The sequence below is a fragment of the Streptomyces sp. NPDC003691 genome, from assembly GCF_053981115.1.
Genome location: NZ_JBSFNQ010000037.1, coordinates 1 through 17,485 on the forward strand (window position 1 = coordinate 1; position 17,485 = coordinate 17,485).

The following is a 17,485-nucleotide window of genomic DNA, read 5'->3' on the forward strand; positions in this document are numbered from 1 at the left end:
CACTGCACCGGAAGACCGACCCGGGGCCCGAGTTCGACGCGCAGGTCAGGGCGCACCGAGTCGGGCCGGGGCGCGCCGCACGGTCAGTCGTGCCAGGGGCCCGTGATCGCGAACGTCGTGCCGGGGCGGTAGCAGTTGACGTACATGGTCTCGCCGTCGGGGGAGAACACCACACCCGCGAACTCGCCCCACTCGGGCAGCTCCGGGGTGCCGATGTTCTGGCGGTTGCGGGCCATCTCGTAGATCTCGCCGCGCCGCGAAACGCCGTACACGTGCTGTGCGCCCTTGCCGTCCTCGCAGAGCATCAGATTGCCGCCGGGGGCGAGACAGATGTTGTCCGGGGACTCGCCGGGGGTGTCGATCCCGGTCTCCGGACCGAAGATCACCACAAGGGTCACCCGGCGGCGGTCCGGCTCGTACTTCCAGACCTGGCCGAAGTGGTCGCTCGCCGCGCCCTGGCGCGTGCGGCCGTAGCTGGAGACGAAGTACACCGACCGTCCGCCCCACCAGGCGCCCTCCAGCTTCTGGGCGCGGGTGATGCCCTTGGGGCCGTAGTCCTGGGCGCGTACGGAGGTCTGTACCGCCTGGCTGTCGGGCACCGGCACCCATTCGACGCCGCCGAACGAGGTCCCCGGCACGGTGACCGCCGCGAGGTCGGCCACGCCCGGGACCCGCATGGCCTCCAGCTCCCCGCCCGCCCGCAGCGAACCCCGGCCGCCGAGGGGGCGTTCGGGAAGGAAGCGGTAGAAGAGGCCGAAGGGATTGCGGGCGTCCTCGGTCTCGTAGACGATCCCGGTCCGCGGGTCGACCGCGACCGCCTCGTGGTCGAAGCGGCCCATCGCGGTCAGCGGTACGGCTCCGGATCGGTACGGGTCCGCGCCGTCGACCTCGAAGACGAAGCCGTGGTCCTTGGTGTAGCCGTTGGTCCCGGCCCGGCTCTCGTCCTCCTCGCAGGTCAGCCAGGTGCCCCAGGGGGTGGGTCCGCCCGCGCAGTTCACCGCGGTACCGGCGATCGCGACCCGCTCCGAGCGCACGTCGCCGTCGGCGTCCAGCTCCAGCACGGTACAGCCGCCGGTGGCGGCGGGGTCGTACGTCAGGCCGGGCACGGCGGGGACGGGCAGCGGGTCGGTGGGGTCGTTCTCGTGGTTGCGGACGAGATGGGTCCGGCCGCGGCGGCCGCGGAACGCGGCCATGCCGTCGTGGTTGCCGGGGACGAGACCCTCGCCGGAGCGCAGCGGCTCGCCCTCCCGGGAGAGCACGCGGTAGCGGAATCCCTCCGGCAGGTCGAGCAGACCGGCCGGGTCGGGGACGAGCGGACCGTAGCCGCCGCGGCCGTGGGCAGCGGCCGTACCGGCGAAGAGTTCGGAGAGGGTTCCGGCGAAAGCGATGGAGGCGCCCAGCGCTCCGGTGCGGGCGAGGACACTGCGACGGGTGGTTTCCGGCATGGGGCAACTCCCTGTGGGGACAGAGAAATGACAGGCGGAACAACGCGAAACAACACTGAACAAAAGGGAACGTCGGGCGGAGAGCGGTGCGGGGGAAGGTGCTGGAGTGACGGGGGCCACAAAAAAGTGACCCGCACGTGTGTAGCACGCACCTGGTGGGCGCGTGAACCGTGCGGGTCACTGGGAAAGCTGTGTCGTCTGAAACTGGACGTACCCCGGAGGATCTTCGGCCGATTCCTCCGGCCGGGGTGTCGGACCCGTCAGACCAGTTCGGCGGTGAGCGTGATGGTCGTGCCGGTCAGGGCCTGGCTGACCGGGCAGTTCTTCTTGGCGCCCTCGGCCGCCTCGGCGAAGGTCTCGGCGTCGATGCCGGGGACCTCGCCGCGGACCGTCAGGTGGATGCCGGTGATGCCCTCACCCGGCTGGAAGGTGACGTCCGCCTTGGTCTCCAGACGGGTGGGCGGGTTGCCCGCGCCCGCCAGGCCGTGCGAGAGCGCCATCGAGAAGCAGCTCGAATGGGCCGCCGCGATCAGCTCCTCCGGGCTGGTCTTGCCGTTGGCCTGCTCGGCGCGGGACGGCCAGGAGACCGGCTGGGTGCCGATGCCGGACGAGTCGAAGGTGACATTGCCCGAGCCCTGGAGCAGATTGCCTTCCCAGACCGTGTGCGCCGTGCGAGTCGTGGCCATGCTGTGGAATCCCTTCTGATGGAACGCTGTTTGCGCCTCGAACCTACTGGTCGGGGCCCGGTTGCGGGAAACCGGATACCCGCCGCCGGGCGGGTTCCGGCCCGCCCGGGGCGGCCCGCGGCCCGCTCAGGCGCCGTCGAGGCCCTTGGCGTCCCGGGCCAGCGCGGTCAGCCGGGAGATCGCCCGGTAGTACTTCTTGCGGTAGCCGCCGCGCAGCATGTCCTCGCCGAACAGCTGGTCGAAGGGGACGCCGGAGGCGACCACCGGGATCTCGGCGTCGTACAGCCGGTCGGCGAGCACCACCAGACGCAGCGCCGTCGACTGGTCCGGCACCGGCTCCACCCCGGTCAGACAGACCACCTGCACACCTTCGATCAGCGCACCGTAGCGGCTGGGGTGCACCTGGGAGAGGTGCCCGAGGAGATGGGGGAAGTGGTCCAGGGAGGCGCCGAACGCGGTCCGCGCGGTCTTGGCGACGACCTCGTCGGCGTACGGCGGCGGTGCCTCGGGCAGCCCGCGGTGGCGGTAGTCCTCGCCGTCGATCCGCAGCGGCCGGAAATGCGCCGACAGACCCTGGATCTCACGGAGGAAGTCGGCGGCGGCGAACCGGCCCTCGCCGAGCTTTCCGGGCAGGGTGTTGGAGGTGGCGGCCAGCGAGACACCGGCGTCGACCAGCTTCGACAGCAGCGACGACACCAGGACCGTATCGCCCGGGTCGTCCAGCTCGAACTCGTCGATGCAGAGCAGTTTGTAGCCGCCCAGGACCCGGACCGTCTCCTGGAAGCCGAGCGCGCCGACCAGATTGGTCAGCTCGACGAAGGTCCCGAAGGCCTTCTGGTGGGAGGGGACGGGTGCGGCGTGCCAGACGGACGCCAGCAGATGGGTCTTGCCGACGCCGTAGCCGCCGTCGAGATAGACGCCGCGCGGCCCGGTGGGCGCGGCGGGCTTCCGGGAGAACCAGCGCCGGGGTCCGGCTGCGGCCCCGCCGCCGATCCCCGCGGCGAAGGCGGCCAGCGCGGTGACCGCCTCGGCCTGGCTGGGGTGGTTCGGATCCGGGATGTACGTGTCGAACCGGACCGCCTCGAAACGCCACGGCGGCTCCAGCTCGTCCACCAGCCTCTCGACGGAGAGCTGCGGCCGGTGCTCGCTGAGCGAACGGGGCGGGCCGGGTTCTATGGGGCTGCTGGTGGCACTGGTCGACACAGTTCCCCACTGTAAGGGCCGTGCGAGACTGCATGACATGCGACGCCTGCTCCCTGTGACCGATCAGACACCCGAGACCCCCGGCTCTCCGAGCGGCGACCGGGAGTGGTCGCTGGAGGAGCTGGCGGAGCTGTACGCCTACCCCGGAGCCGCCTCCTCCGGGCCGGTCGCGGAGGCCGCCCGCCCGGGCGGCTGGCTGCGCGGGAACATGGTTTCGTCGCTGGACGGCGCGGCCCAGCACGGGGGCGCCTCGCAGCCGCTGTCCTGCGCGGCCGATATGCGGATCTTCGGGGTGCTGCGCGGACTGAGCGATGTGGTGATCGCCGGTGCCGAGACGGTCCGCAAGGAGGGCTACCGCCCGGCGAAGGCCCGGGATGCCTTCGCGGCCCGCCGGGCGGCCGCCGGGCAGGCACCCGCTCCCGCGATCGCGGTGGTCAGCGCCTCGCTGGAGCTGGACCTGGCGGCGCCGCTGTTCACCGAGCCCCTGGTGCCCACCCTGATCCTGACGGGGGCCGGGGCGCCCGCTGACCGGGTCCGGGCGGCCCGCCGGGCGGGTGCGGACGTCGTGGTGGCGGGGGAGGGCCCCGGGGTGGACCCGGCGGCGGCCGTGGCCGCGCTGGCGGACCGCGGGCTGACCCGTCAGCTCACCGAGGGCGGCCCGAGGCTGCTGGGCCGTTTCGTGGCCGCCGGGGTGCTGGACGAACTCTGTCTGACGGTGGCGCCCCTGCTCACGTCGGGGGACGCGGAACGGATCACCAACGGCCCCGGGGTGGCGGTACCGGAACGGTTCGCACTGGTGTCCGTACTGGAAGAGGCGGGCTTCCTTTTCACCCGATACCGTCGCATCTGACAATCAGCGGAATTTCCCGTTCCGGTTAGCTCCGGCTGGGCAGACTTACTCCCACAGACCCCGTGCGGTCACGGGGAAGGATGGTTTCCGCAGAAGGGCTCCTGAACGTGTTCACAAGCGTACTGATGATCGAGAAGCCCCTGACGTCCGCCGATGTGGATTTTGTGACTACCCTCCACGGGGACGAGGGTGTCTCGTTCGTCGTGCTGATGCAGCCGCGCGGCGCCCAGGCGGACGTGCTGCTGCGGGCCATCGACGATGTGGCCCTCGGTGAGCTGAAGGACGCCGTCCGCGAGGGGGAGGAACCCGGGGGCAAGGACGCGCTCGGCCCCGCCGGGCTGGCCCTGGAGCACTCCCTGCGGGCCCTGCGCTCGGCCGGATCCGAGGCGGTGGGGCAGGTCGTCGAGAAGCATCCGCTCGACCTGCTGAAGACCGTCGTCGAGGACTCCAACGCCGACGAGGTCATCGTGCTGACCGAGCCGCACTACGTGGAGGAGTTCTTCCACCGGGACTGGGCCTCCCGGGCGCGCCACAAGGTCGGCGTCCCGGTGCTCAAGCTCTTCGCCCACAGCGAATAGGGTGGGGGCCCGGCCGGAAGAGCGACCTGCCGGGCGACCCACCAGGAAGGCAGAACACGCATGGCATCCGCCATCCCCACCGCCATGGAACGGCCCCACTTTGTCGGCATCGGCGGCGCCGGGATGTCCGGCATCGCGAAGATCCTCGCCGGCCGCGGTGCGAAGGTGGCGGGCAGCGACGCCAAGGAGTCGCCCACGGCGGATGCCCTGCGGGCCCTCGGGGCCACCGTCCACATCGGCCACGAGGCCGGACATCTGGCCTCCGACGCCAGCTGCGTCGTCGTCTCCAGCGCCATCCGCGCCGACAATCCGGAGCTGCTGCGCGCCGCCGAGCTGGCCGTGCCCGTGGTCCACCGCTCCGACGCGCTGGCGTCCCTGATGGACGGGCTGCGCCCGATCGCGGTGGCCGGGACCCACGGCAAGACCACCACCACCTCCATGTTGGCCGTCGCCCTCACCGAGCTGGGGCTCGACCCGTCCTACGCCATCGGCGGCGATCTGGCGGGCCCCGGCACCAACGCCCGGTACGGCGAGGGCGACATCTTCGTCGCCGAGGCCGACGAGAGCGACCGCAGCTTCCACAAGTACGCCCCCGAGGTCGCGATCGTCCTCAATGTGGAACTGGACCACCACGCCAACTACGCCTCCCTGGACGAGATCCACGAGTCCTTCGAGACCTTTGCCGGGCGGATCGTCCCGGGCGGCACCCTGGTGGTCTTCGCCGACCAGGACGGCGCCGTCGAGCTGGCCCGGCGGGTCCGCGGCCGGGACGGCCTGAACGTGGTGACGTACGGCGAGTCCCCGGCCGCGGACGTCCGGGTGCTCCGGATCGTGCCCTCCGGGCTGACCAGCGAGGTCACCGTCCTTCTCGACGGCGCCGAGCTGACCTTCACGGTCTCCGTGCCCGGCCGCCACTACGCGCTCAACGCGGTCGCCGCGCTCGCCGCGGGCGCCGCCCTCGGTATCCCGGCCGACGGCCTGGCCGGGGCCCTGCGCGCCTACACCGGAGTGGGGCGCCGGCTCCAGCTCAAGGGCGAGGAGGCCGGGGTGCGGGTCGTCGACTCGTACGCCCACCACCCGACCGAGATGACCGCCGATCTGGAGGCGATGCGGGGCGCGGCCGCGGACGCCCGGCTCTTCGTCGTCTTCCAGCCGCATCTGTTCTCCCGCACCCGGGAGCTGGGCAAGGAGATGGGCGAGGCGCTGGCCCTCGCCGACGCCTCGGTGGTGCTGGACATCTACCCGGCGCGCGAGGACCCGATCCCCGGCATCACCAGCGCCCTGATCGTGGACGCGGCCCGGGCGGCGGGCGCCGACACCACCCCCGTCCACGACCGCGGGACCGTGGCCGCTGCCGTCGCGGGAATGACCCGGCCCGGTGATCTCGTTCTCACCATGGGCGCCGGGGACGTCACGGACCTCGGTCCGGTGATCCTGGACCGGCTCGCGGCCCGGACCCCGGCCCCCTGAGGCAGTCGACCCGAGGAGCGGTTCCCATGGCGTACGAGATCGACAAGCCGGACGAGCAGTGGCGCGCCGAGCTGAACCCGGCGGAGTACCAGGTGCTCCGGCAGGCCGGCACCGAACCGGCGTTCACCGGTGAGTACACGGACACCACCACCGAAGGCGTCTACTCCTGCCGGGCGTGCGGGGCGGAGCTGTTCCGCTCCGACACCAAGTTCTCCTCGCACTGCGGCTGGCCGTCCTTCTACGACCCCAAGGACTCCGACGCGGTCGAGCTGATCGAGGACCGTTCCCACGGCATGGTCCGCACCGAGGTCCGGTGCGCCCGCTGCGGCTCCCATCTCGGACATGTGTTCGAAGGGGAGGGGTATTCGACCCCGACGGACCAGCGGTACTGCATCAACTCGATCTCCCTGAATCTGACCCCGGACACCGCACAGGGCTGAGCGGCCGGAGATGACCGCGACACCGCCGCGCGGCGCCCCCCGCTCCGTACTGCCCGCCCCGCTCGCCGAGCGGGCCCGGGGGCTGGCCCGGGACGGTCGGCGGCGGGTGCTCGGCATCGCCGGGGCACCCGGCGCCGGGAAGTCCACCCTCGCCGCGGCGCTCGCCGCCGCGCTCGGGCCCGGGGCGGCCGTCGTCGTCCCCATGGACGGGTTCCATCTCGCCGGGGCCGAGCTGGAGCGGCTCGGCCGGGCCCGCCGCAAGGGCGCTCCCGACACCTTCGACGCCCATGGATACCTCGCCCTGCTCGGCAGGCTGCGCACCCCGGAGCCCGGGGTCACCGTCTACGCGCCCGCCTTCGACCGGGCCCTGGAGGAGCCGGTCGCCGGGGCCGTGCCGGTCCCGCCCGAGGTACCGCTGGTCATCACCGAGGGCAACTACCTGCTGCACGACGAAGGCCCCTGGGCCCGGGTCCGGCCCCTGCTGGACGAGGTCTGGTACGCCGAGCCCGACCCCGCCGACCGGGTGCGCCGCCTGGTCGCCCGGCATATCGCCTTCGGCCGGGCGCCCGAGGAGGCCCGGCGCTGGGTCGACCGGTCCGACGAGGCCAACGCCCGGCTGGTGGCCCGCGGCCGCGACCGCGCCGACCTCGTCGTCCTCCCCTACTGACGCCCCCACGGACGCCCCACGGACGTCCGTACCGACGTCCGTACCGGCACCCGCCCGGGACCGGCGCCCCCGGCGGCTACCCGTGCGTACGGATGCGTTGAACGGATCTTTGCCGATCCGGGCGGGCCGGGTCGGTAGTCTCGAACCGATGCGGGCCGGTCGAGTGGGAGGCGGTTGACGTGGGCTTGTTCCGGCGCGGGCCGAGGCGAGACAGCAGCGAAGCGCCCCGCGATGCCAAGTTTCTCTATCTCTCCGCCGACGAGGGCGCCCGCTTCCGCGCCCAGGTGCGGGAGGCGTTCGCCGAACGGGGCCTGGAGGTGACGGTCTACGCAGATGTCGTCGTCGACAGTTCCGGACGCCAGTTCGGCCTGGTCAACCTGGCCGCCGTACTCCACAACGACGACCGCGGGCCGCGCTCCTGGCCCGAACTGGTCCGCCGCCACGTCGGCATGGTGCTCCGGACCATGGACGCGCCCTCCGCGCTCGACACCCTCTCCACCGAACAGATCCGCTCCCAGCTCTACCCCCGGGTGCTCAGCGCCGACGGCTTCGACCGGGAGAACTTCGGCTACGCCCGCGCGCTGGCGTCCGGGCTCTACGAGGTCCTCGCCCTCGACCTCCCCGAGAGCGTCATGATGCTCACCGACGAGGCCCTCGAACCCCTCGGCCGCCTGCCCTACCTGCGCGAGCAGGCCCTCTACAATCTGCGCGGCCTTCCCCTGGAGGCCCATGAGACCGTCAAGGGCGACAACGGTCTCCGCTTCGAGGTCGTCGCCGGGGACTCCTTCTACACCGCCAGCCGGGTGCTGACCCTGGAGAGCGTCGTACGGGAGGTGACCGGCGGCACCATGACGCCCGACGGCGCCCTGGTCGCCTTCCCCTTCCGGCACCGGCTCGCCTTCCATGTCATCCGGGACGCCGGGCTGATCCCCGCGCTCAACGCCATGACGTCCTTCGCCGCTTCCGGCTACGCGGACACCCCGGGCGCGATCTCCCCGTACCTCTACTGGTGGCGCCACGGCACCCTCACCCAGCTCAGCGACCACGACCGGGACGGCGACCGGGCTTTCGGCGCCGGCCCCGACGGCGGCCGCGGTGACGGGACCGGCAACGGCAGCGGTGACGGGCTGCGGATCGTGGTCGGCGAGGAGTTCCAGGAGCTGCTGGAACGGCTCGTCGGCGACTGCGACGACACCGACTGAAGACCGGACCGCCCACGGGACCGGCCGTCCCACGGGACCGGCCGTCCGGCGGCCCGGCGCTGCCGTCCGCCCGGGCCACCGGCCACGGACGGTTTACGGCGCCAGGACCACCGCGCAGGACTCCGGGCCCAGCACCAGCTCCCCGGCCGCGTCCGGGCCGGGGGACGGGTCCCAGGACGCCAGCACCCGGGCGCCCGAGCCGACCGGGAAACCCGCGGGGGAGCGCCCCAGGTTGTACAGGATCCGCAGCTCCCCCCGCCGGACCACGAACCGGTCCGGGCGGCCGTCCCCGCCGTCCGTCCCGCCGCCCGCGCTGACGTCCGTCCCGTGCTCCGCACCGCCGCCCGTACCACCGGCCGTCCCGCCGCTCGTACCGCCGGGGGAGTCGTACGACACGTCCACCGTCGCCGGGTCCGGATCCGTGAGGTCCGGCCGGGCGTGCCGCAGCGCGATCAGCTCGCGGTGCCAGGCCAGCAGCCGGGCGTGCGGTTCCCGGGTCCGTTCGGAGCGGTCGAGGACGGAGCGGTCCCGGGTCGCCGGGTCCTGCGGATCGGGGACCTCGCCGGCGGACCAGCCGTGGGCCGCGAACTCCCCCCGCCGCCCCTCCCGCACCCGCCGGGCGGTCTCCGGGTCGGTGTGATCGGTGAAGTACTGCCAGGGCGTGCCCGCCCCCCACTCCTCGCCCATGAACAGCATCGGGGTGAACGGCCCGGTCAGCACCAGGGCCGCGGCACAGGCCAGCAGCCCGGGGGAGAGCAGCGCGGAGAGCCGGTCCCCGGCCGCCCGGTTGCCGATCTGGTCATGGGACTGGGCGAAGCCCACGAACCGGTGGACGGGGGTGACCGCCGGGTCCACCGGACGTCCGTGGGTCCGGCCGCGGAAGGAGGAGTACGTGCCGTCGTGGAACCACACCCGGGTCAGGGAGCGGGCGAGCGCGGCCCGCGGATCGGCCGCGAAGTCGGCGTAGTAGCCCTGGGACTCGCCCGTCAGCAGGGTGTGCAGACCGTGGTGGAAGTCGTCGTTCCACTGGGCGTGCAGCCCCAGGCCGCCCGCGGCGCGCGGAGTGGTGGTCCGCGGGTCGTTCCGGTCGGACTCCGCGATCAGGAAGAGCGGCCGTCCGAGTTCGCTCCCGAGCCGGTCCACGGCCGCGGAAAGCTCCTCCAGGAAGGTGAGGGCCCGGTCGTCGGCGAGCGCGTGCACGGCGTCCAGCCGCAGCCCGTCGATCCGGAACTCCCGCAGCCATCTCAGCGCGCTGCCCAGCAGATACTCCCGCACCTCGTCCGAGCCGGGCCCGTCCAGATTGACCGCGGGCCCCCAGGGGGTGCGGTGGGCGTCCGTCAGATACGGGCCGTAGGCGGGCAGATGGTTCCCGGAGGGGCCGAGGTGGTTGTGGACGACGTCCAGGACGACGCCGAGACCGTGCCCGTGGGCCGCGTCCACGAAGCGCTTCAGCGCCGCCGGCCCGCCGTACGGTTCATGGACCGCCCACGGCGCCACCCCGTCGTACCCCCAGTTGTGCACCCCGGGGAACGGGCAGAGCGGCAGCAGTTCCACCTGGGTGATGCCCAGCTCCGCCAGGTCCCCGAGATGGGCGGTGGCGGCGTCGAGGGTGCCCTCGGGGGTCCAGGTCCCGATGTGCAGCTCGTACAGCACCGCGCCGCGCAGACCCCGCTCCGGCGGCTCGTGCCGCCAGACGTGGGTGTCCGGGAGGAAGACCGCGCTCGGCCCGTCCGGCCCGTCGGGCAGCCTGCGGGAGCGCGGGTCGGGCAGCGGGGGGCCGCCGTCCAGGGCGAAGGCGTAGCGGGTGCCGTCGACCGCCGGGGCCTCCGCGGCCCACCAGCCGGGGCGGTCCGGGTCCGGCGCCATGGGCACATCGGTGTCACCCGTTCCGCCCGCATTCCCGCCCCCGTCGCCCTGACCATCGCCCCGGCCGTCGAGCAGCAGGACGACCCGGTCGCGCGCGAAGGGCGCCCACACCTCGAACCGCACCGGGCACCCTCCTCGTCCGACGGCCGTCCGTCCGGTCCGTCCGGTCCATCCTGGCAAGGGGCCGTGCGGGGCGCGCGCGTACCGGAGCGGACGGGGGTACGCCGTCACCGGCGCACCCCCGCCGCCGGGCCCGGTCTCCCGGGCTCAGCGCTCCGCGGTCAGTCCCCCGGGATCAGGTCGACGCGCTCCTGGAGCACCGGGAAGCCCGCCCGGGCGAAGTGCTTGGCCATCGGGACGTTCGGCTGGTCGGTGGCGCCCAGCACGGATTCGGCGCCGTACGCCACGAGGTCGTGCAGGCACTCCACCAGCAGGTCGTACGCGTAACCGTGGCCGCGGGCATCGGGGAGCACCCCGATATAGCCCACCGCGGGTCCGGCCGGGACATGGACGGGGATCTGGAGGCCCACCCGCTCGCCCTCCGGTGTGTACGCCAGCCGCCACCACTCGCGCGGCGAGGGCGCCCAGTGGAAGAAGTCCAGCTCCTCACGGGCCGCCTGGTCGAGGCCGCCCTGTTCGATCGCGCGCAGGGCGTGCGCGTCGAGGGTGACGGAGTGGACGCGCCGCAGGACGTCCAGGATCACCTCGTCGTCGGGCTCCGGGCGGAACACCAGCCGCCCGGGACGCTCCGGCAGACCGTTCTCCGTGGTCCAGCGGTAGCGGTAGCGCTCCACGAGCACCCGCATCCCGGCCGCCTCGGCGGCCCGGATCCGGGCCTCGCCCGCTGCCCTGAGCACGGGGTCCTCGCGCCAGCCGGGCGGCAGCAGCAGGTCGTAGCCGACGGAGTACGGCGCGCTGCGGAGCAGTTCGGCGCCCGCCTCCTCCTCGCCGTCGGCGAAGTCGAACCAGTTGACATTGACGGGGGAGGTGTCGGCGGCGGCGCCCCACCAGGCGGCCCGGGCGACGACCCGGCCGTCGCGCAGGGCGACCCGCTGCCACTCGGGGCGGTGGGTGACATCGGACAGGGAGCTGCCGAAGCCCAGCGGGTCGGGCAGGGTGTGGAAGAGATGGGCGTCGCTCTCGGAGAGCGCGCGGATGACCAGCTCGGTCATAAGAGGGATTCCTCCGGAAGAAATGCGGAACGATGGTCCGCGCTCCCGGGAATCAGTCGTTGAACGCCCGATAGACAGGGAGGGAGCGCGGGGTGTGGATGAACTGCACGGCACTCGCCTCCTTCCGTTCGGTCTGCGGCGTCGTGATCACAATAACCGGACGCGGCGGGAGGCGTCCAGGACTTTCCGCGGGCCGGTCCGCGGGCGGCCGGGGCGCGGCGCGGGCGCCCGGCTCGCCGCGGCCCCGGCCCCGGAAGGCCCCGCGGAACCCGAACCGCCCACCGGGCCGGTACGGAAACCCGGTACTGAAACACCGTCATGGCCGTTGTGGCGAAGCTGTGCCGGAACGGTTGCTTCCATGCAGGTGGGAGCGGTGCGGCGAAGGTCAACACCGGCCGTTTTCTGGACACCCCGCCGGTGCCGGGCCGACAATCGGGGGGTGACCTCCTCCCTGCCGACCCCGCCCCGGGGGCTCTCCGGGCTTCCGGTTCCGCTGCGGCCGTCCGACGCCGAGCGGGACCGGGTGGTGGATGTGCTCCGGGAGGGGGCCGCCGTGGGCAGGCTCTCCCATGACACGTTCCTGCGCCGGATGGAGCTGGCGCTCGCCGCCCGCAGCCCGGAGGAGCTGGCGGCCCTCACCGCCGATCTCCGCTCCGGCGAGCCGGGGCTGCCGGGGAAGGTGGTCCGCTCCGTCGGCGGGGTGTCCGCTTTCCTGGTCAGGCTGCGCCGGGCGTGGACGGCGGAGCAGCTGCCGCCGCTGCTGCTGCCGGAGCCCGGCCCCTATCCCCTGCGGATAGGCCGGGACCCGGGCAACGGACTGCGGCTGACGCACGAGAGCGTCTCCCGGGCCCATGCCGAGCTGAGCCTGCGCGGCACCGAGTGGATGCTGCGCGACCTCGGGTCGATGAACGGGACGACGGTGAACGGCCGTCGGGTGACGGGCGCGGTGCCCGTACGCGACGGGGACGCGGTGTCCTTCGGCCGGATCGCCTTCCGGCTCACCGGGCGCTGACGGCCCCGCCGCCCGCCGGGACCGTCCGCCGCCGCACGCTCCGCGGCCCGGCCCCGCCGCCGGTCCACCGGCCCCGTACCGCCTCGTGCACGTCCCGGCCGGTTCACCGGGCCCGGCCCCGTACCGCCTTACGCATGTCCCGGCCGTTCCGGCAGGCGCGGCCCCGGCCCGCCCCACGGCCCGCCCCGCCTCACGACCCCGCCGCCCCGCCGTCCTGCGCGCCGCCGCCGTCCCCCGCGCGGACCAGCAGGGCGACCGGCCCGTCCAGGAACAGCTCCGCCGCCGCCACCCGGCGGCCGCCGGCCACCTCCCGCCCGGAGAGCACGTCCCGCCACACCCCGTCCGGCACCGCCACCGCCGTCTCCCGCCAGCCGCCGCCCTCCGCCAGCCGCAGGGAGAGCCGGGTGACGGCCGCGATCACCTCGCCGGTACGGCAGTACGCCACGCAGTGCTCCGCCGCCGGACCCGAGACCGCCAGCGGCTCGTACGTCCCCGAGGGGCCGAACACCCCGGGCCGCTCCCGCCGCAGGGTCAGCGCGGCCCGGGTCAGCGCCGTCTTCGGACCGGCGGGGCCCTCCTCGAAGGGGGCCCGGTTGTCCGGGTCCACCAGCGCCCGGTAGTCGCGCTCGGTGCCCTGGTAGAGGTCCGGCACCCCCGGCATGGTGAGCTGGAGCAGTACCGAACCCAGCACGTCCGCCCGGACATACGGCTCCAGTTCACGGGCGAACGACGCCACCGAGTACAGCGGCGGCCCGGCCGGGCCCGTGGCGGTGAACTCCGCCAGGGCCCGTTCGTACGCCTCGTCCGGCTCCGCCCAGCCCGTGTGCAGCCCCGCCTCCCGCGCCCCCTTCAGCAGGGCCGCCCGCAGCCGCTCCTCATAGGGGAAGCCGAAGCCGAGCGCCGTCTGCCAGGCCGCCCAGGCGAGCTGCGGATCGGGTGCCCGGCCGCCGGGCCGGTCCGCCGCCTCCGCCGTGACCCGCTCCAGAAAGGCGGACCAGCGCTCCGGGCACTGCGACAGCACGGTGATCCCGGCCCGTACATCGGCGCTCCGCTTGGTGTCGTGCGTGGTCAGCACGGTCCCGGTGGCGGGCCGGTCCCGGGCGGTCCGGGCGGCGTACGCGTGGAACTCACCGGGGCTCACCGCCGGGCGGGCCGGATCCCCGCCGACCTCGTTCGCGCTCAGCAGCGGGGTCCAGCGGTAGTACGCGGTGTCCTCCACCGACTTGGCCCGTACCGCCGCCGCGGTCTGCGCGAACCGGGCCCGGAACGCCTCGTGGTCCGGGCCGCCGCCCGCCCGGCCCAGCGCCAGGTCCCGTACCGCGTCCACCGCCGTGGCCTCGTCCGCCGAGGTGAAGGCGGCCTTCGCGGCCACCGCGGCGGCCGGGGCCGGCACCTCGTCGCCGCCGGTCCGGTACGGCCGGTAGACCGGCAGCCGGACCAGCAGCTCCCGGATCGCGCGGGCCAGCGCCCACGGCGCGTGGTCCCGCAGCACGGGGTCGCCGGCACAGGCCCGCTCCGCCAGCCGGGTCAGCGCGGAGATCTCCGCCGCCAGCTCGTGCCCGGCCATCCGGTACGCGGCCCGGAGCCGGGTCGGCTCCCAGCGGCCGCCCCGGTCCGCGGGCAGTCCGGTGAACTCGCGGTACCGGACGGCCAGCTCCGCCGCGCCCGCCGGATCGGTGAAGAGCCCGTCGATACGGTGCAGCGCGTCGTAGCCGGTGGTCCCGGCGACCGGCCAGGACGCCGGCAGCCGCTCGTCCCCGGTGAGGATCTTCTCCACCACCGTCCAGCAGGCCCCGCCGGTCGCCTCCGCCAGCCTGCGCAGATACGCCTCCGGATCGGCGAGGCCGTCCGGATGGTCCACCCGCAGCCCCTCGACGACCCCGTCCCGCACCAGCTCCAGCAGCTTGGCATGGGTGGCGTCGAAGACCTCCGGGTCCTCCACCCGGACCCCGATCAGCTCGGCGACGGTGAAGAAGCGCCGGTGGTTCAGCTCGGTACGGGCCAGCTTCCACCAGCCCAGCCGGTACCACTGGGCGTCCAGTACGGACACCGGGACCGGGCCGGCCGGCGGCCCGTCGGGCGCGGTGCCCGGGCGGAGCGGGAACCGGTGCTCCCCGTACGCGACCGCGTTCCCGGCCGTGCCCCCGGCGTCCCCCGTGAACCGCAGCCGCTCCCGCTCGTCCCCGAACCGCCCGGCCAGCACGGGCAGCAGCAGTCTGCCGCCGCCCGCCTCCCAGTCGATGTCGAACCAGCGGGCGTACGGCGACTCCGGCCCCAGCCGCAGCACGTCCCACAGGGCCGGGCTGTGCCGCGGCACCAGCGCCATATGGTTCGGCACGATGTCCACGACCAGGCCCATCCCGTGCTCCCGGGCCGCTCCGGCCAGCGCCCGCAGCCCCTCCTCGCCGCCCAGCTCGCCGCGGACCCGGGTGGGGTCGGTGACGTCGTAGCCGTGGGTGGAGCCGGGGACCGCCTCCAGCACCGGTGAGAGGTGCAGATGGGAGACCCCCAGCCCGGCGAGGTAGGGCAGGACGGCGGCGGCCCGGGCGAACGGGAACGCGGGCTGGAGCTGGAGCCGGTAGGTGGCGGTGGGGACGGACACGGGCGTCGGGGTCATACCGGCGTACGTACCCGCCCGCCCGCGCGGTGCGGCCCGTGCCGCGTCCGTACGGGTGACCCCGCGCCCCGGCCGGGCCCCGCGCGGGTCCGGTCCCGGACCGGTCAGGCGGGGCGGCGCAGCACCGCCAGGCTGCGGTTGAGCCGGCGCAGCCCGCTGCCCGCCGCCACCCGCTGTCCGCCGCCCGGCGGCACACCCTCCGGGCGCGCGGTGTCCACGACGACCCGCCAGCCCTTGCCGTGCCGCGCCGGAACGGTGAAGAGGAGGTCCCGGGGGCTCGCGTTGAACATCAGCAGGAACGAGTCGTCGCGGATCCGTTCGCCCCGCGCACCCGGCTCCGAGATCGCGTCCCCGTTGAGGAACACCGACAGCGCGCCCGGCCGGGCCGCCTGCCAGTCCCGCTGGGTCATCGCCTCGCCCTCCGGGGTGAACCAGGCGATGTCCGTCAGCGCCCCGGCCGGGCCGTCCGTCCCGCCGTCGCCGTTCACCGGCTGCCCCCGGAAGAACCGGCGGCGGCGGAAGACCGGATGGTCGCGGCGGAGCCACACCATCGTCCGGACGAACTCCAGCAGCGACTGCTCCCCGGGCACCCCGGTCTCGCCCGGCTTCGGCCAGCGCACCCACGACAGCTCGTTGTCCTGGCAGTAGGCGTTGTTGTTGCCGTCCTGGGTGCGGGCGAACTCGTCGCCGTGGCTCAGCATCGGCACCCCCTGCGAGAGCATCAGGGTGGCAGCGAAGTTCCGCATCTGACGGGCCCGCAGCTCCAGCACCGCGGGATCGTCGCTCGCGCCCTCGGCCCCGCAGTTCCAGGACCGGTTGTGGCTCTCGCCGTCCCGGTTCCCCTCTCCGTTGGCCTCGTTGTGCTTGGTGTCGTACGAGACCAGGTCGCGCAGGGTGAAACCGTCGTGGCAGGTCACGAAGTTGATGGAAGCCAGCGGGCGGCGCCCGTCGCACTGGTAGAGATCGGAGGAGCCGGTCAGCCGGGACGCGAACTCGGGCAGGGTCTTCGGCTCCCCGCGCCACAGGTCCCGGACCGTGTCCCGGTACTTGCCGTTCCACTCGGTCCACAGCGGCGGGAAGTTCCCCACCTGGTAGCCGCCCTCGCCCACGTCCCACGGCTCGGCGATCAGCTTCACCTGGCTGACCACCGGATCCTGCTGCACCAGGTCGAAGAAGGACGACAGCCGGTCCACCTCGTGGAACTGGCGGGCCAGGGTCGCGGCCAGATCGAAGCGGAAGCCGTCGACGTGCATCTCCGTCACCCAGTACCGCAGCGAGTCCATGATCAGCTGAAGGACGTGCGGGGAGCGCATCAGCAGCGAGTTCCCGGTGCCGGTGGTGTCCGTGTAGTGCCGCCGGTCCTCCGCGAGCCGGTAGTAGGAGGCATTGTCCAGACCCCGGAAGGAGAGGGTCGGGCCCAGATGGTTCCCCTCCGCCGTGTGGTTGTAGACCACATCGAGGATGACCTCGATGCCGGCCCGGTGCAGCGCCCGTACCGCGTGCTTGAACTCCAGTACCTGCTCGCCCCGCTCGCCCCAGGAGGCATAGGCGTTGTGCGGGGCGAAGAAGCCGACCGTGTTGTAGCCCCAGTAGTTGCGCAGCCCCGCGTCCACCAGCCGGTGGTCCTGGACGAACTGGTGGACCGGCATCAGCTCCAGGGTGGTGACGCCCAGCTCGGTGAGGTGCGAGATCACCGCCGGATGGGCCAGCCCCGCATAGGTGCCGCGCAGCTCCGGCGGCAGCTCCGGATGGAGCATCGTCAGGCCCTTCACATGGGCCTCGTAGATCACCGTCCGGTGGTACTCCGTCCGGGGGGACCGGTCGTCCCCCCAGTCGAAGTAAGGATTCACCACGACGGACGCCATCGTGTGCCCGGCCGAGTCCAGGTCGTTGCGCGAGTCCGGACGGCCGAAGTGGTAGCCGTAGACCGGCTCGCCCCAGGTCACGGAGCCGCTCAGGGCCCGTGCACAGGGGTCGATCAGCAGCTTCGACGCATTGCACCGGTGCCCGCGCTCCGGTTCGTAGGGGCCGTGCACCCGGAAGCCGTACCGCTGTCCCGGCATCACGCCCGGCAGATACGCGTGCCGGACAAAGGCGTCCGCCTCGCGCAGCTCGACCCGCTCCTCCGAGCCGTCGTCGTGCAGCAGACACAGCTCGATACGCCGCGCCGCCTCGGAGAACACCGCGAAATTCGTGCCGGCGCCGTCGAAGGTGGCGCCCAGGGGATACGCCCGTCCCGGCCAGACCTGCATACGGAACTCCGCCCCTTCCGGTCCG

The 17,485-nt window shown here is 73.6% G+C and carries 14 protein-coding genes; 7 read left to right on the top strand and 7 right to left on the bottom strand.

Annotated elements, in window-relative coordinates; genetic code table 11:
* Window positions 1-83 precede the first annotated feature (83 nt).
* The 3 genes from ACWDR0_RS18715 to zapE form a co-directional block, all read right to left on the bottom strand.
* Complete coding sequence (locus tag ACWDR0_RS18715) at window positions 84-1,445, bottom strand: alkaline phosphatase PhoX (protein WP_456352791.1); 1,362 nt, start codon at window positions 1,443-1,445, stop codon at window positions 84-86.
* A gap of 260 nt (window positions 1,446-1,705) precedes the next feature.
* Entirely contained in the window at window positions 1,706-2,131 is a 426-nt protein-coding gene (locus ACWDR0_RS18720) for an OsmC family protein (RefSeq protein ID WP_456352792.1), read from the bottom strand.
* Between the two features lie 126 nt (window positions 2,132-2,257).
* On the bottom strand, window positions 2,258-3,373 hold the full coding sequence (gene zapE, locus ACWDR0_RS18725; protein ID WP_456352793.1) for a cell division protein ZapE: 1,116 nt from the start codon (window positions 3,371-3,373) through the stop codon (window positions 2,258-2,260).
* Between zapE and ACWDR0_RS18730 the strand changes: the two genes are divergently transcribed.
* The 6 genes from ACWDR0_RS18730 (at window position 3,372) to ACWDR0_RS18755 (ending at window position 8,541) form a co-directional block, all read left to right on the top strand.
* A complete protein-coding gene (locus ACWDR0_RS18730) occupies window positions 3,372-4,184 on the top strand; it encodes a pyrimidine reductase family protein (RefSeq protein WP_456352794.1) in 813 nt (270 codons plus the stop codon). The two genes, zapE and ACWDR0_RS18730, sit on opposite strands and share 2 nt — an antisense overlap.
* 107 nt (window positions 4,185-4,291) lie before the next feature.
* A complete protein-coding gene (locus tag ACWDR0_RS18735) occupies window positions 4,292-4,762 on the top strand; it encodes an indole-3-glycerol phosphate synthase (RefSeq protein WP_456352795.1) in 471 nt (156 codons plus the stop codon).
* Between the two features lie 60 nt (window positions 4,763-4,822).
* Window positions 4,823-6,232 (top strand): UDP-N-acetylmuramate--L-alanine ligase, encoded by a 1,410-nt coding sequence (gene murC / locus ACWDR0_RS18740; RefSeq protein WP_456352796.1) that lies wholly within the window; start codon window positions 4,823-4,825, stop codon window positions 6,230-6,232.
* A 26-nt stretch (window positions 6,233-6,258) separates the two neighbouring features.
* On the top strand, window positions 6,259-6,672 hold the full coding sequence (msrB, locus tag ACWDR0_RS18745; RefSeq protein WP_456352797.1) for a peptide-methionine (R)-S-oxide reductase MsrB: 414 nt from the start codon (window positions 6,259-6,261) through the stop codon (window positions 6,670-6,672).
* A gap of 10 nt (window positions 6,673-6,682) precedes the next feature.
* Window positions 6,683-7,339, top strand: a complete 657-nt coding sequence (locus ACWDR0_RS18750) for a nucleoside/nucleotide kinase family protein (RefSeq protein WP_456352798.1) — start codon at window positions 6,683-6,685, stop codon at window positions 7,337-7,339.
* 179 nt (window positions 7,340-7,518) lie between these two features.
* Window positions 7,519-8,541 (top strand): hypothetical protein, encoded by a 1,023-nt coding sequence (locus tag ACWDR0_RS18755; RefSeq protein ID WP_456352799.1) that lies wholly within the window; start codon window positions 7,519-7,521, stop codon window positions 8,539-8,541.
* A gap of 93 nt (window positions 8,542-8,634) precedes the next feature.
* Here ACWDR0_RS18755 and treZ read toward each other — a convergent pair whose 3' ends face one another.
* Complete coding sequence (treZ, locus tag ACWDR0_RS18760) at window positions 8,635-10,530, bottom strand: malto-oligosyltrehalose trehalohydrolase (protein WP_456352800.1); 1,896 nt, start codon at window positions 10,528-10,530, stop codon at window positions 8,635-8,637.
* 158 nt (window positions 10,531-10,688) lie between these two features.
* Window positions 10,689-11,579, bottom strand: coding sequence for a GNAT family N-acetyltransferase (locus ACWDR0_RS18765; protein WP_456352801.1), 891 nt, complete (start codon window positions 11,577-11,579; stop codon window positions 10,689-10,691).
* A gap of 439 nt (window positions 11,580-12,018) precedes the next feature.
* On the opposite strand from ACWDR0_RS18765, the gene ACWDR0_RS18770 reads away from it, so the two are divergent.
* Entirely contained in the window at window positions 12,019-12,591 is a 573-nt protein-coding gene (locus tag ACWDR0_RS18770) for an FHA domain-containing protein (protein WP_456352802.1), read from the top strand.
* A gap of 190 nt (window positions 12,592-12,781) precedes the next feature.
* Here the strand turns inward: ACWDR0_RS18770 and treY are convergent, their stop codons facing one another.
* The gene (gene treY, locus ACWDR0_RS18775; RefSeq protein ID WP_456352803.1) at window positions 12,782-15,208 is read right to left on the bottom strand and encodes a malto-oligosyltrehalose synthase; all 2,427 of its coding nucleotides are present in this window, start codon (window positions 15,206-15,208) and stop codon (window positions 12,782-12,784) included.
* Window positions 15,209-15,312: 104 nt separating this feature from the next.
* Window positions 15,313-17,460: a glycogen debranching protein GlgX gene (glgX, locus tag ACWDR0_RS18780; RefSeq protein ID WP_456352804.1), complete on the bottom strand. Its 2,148-nt coding sequence runs from the start codon at window positions 17,458-17,460 to the stop codon at window positions 15,313-15,315.
* Window positions 17,461-17,485 lie beyond the last annotated feature (25 nt).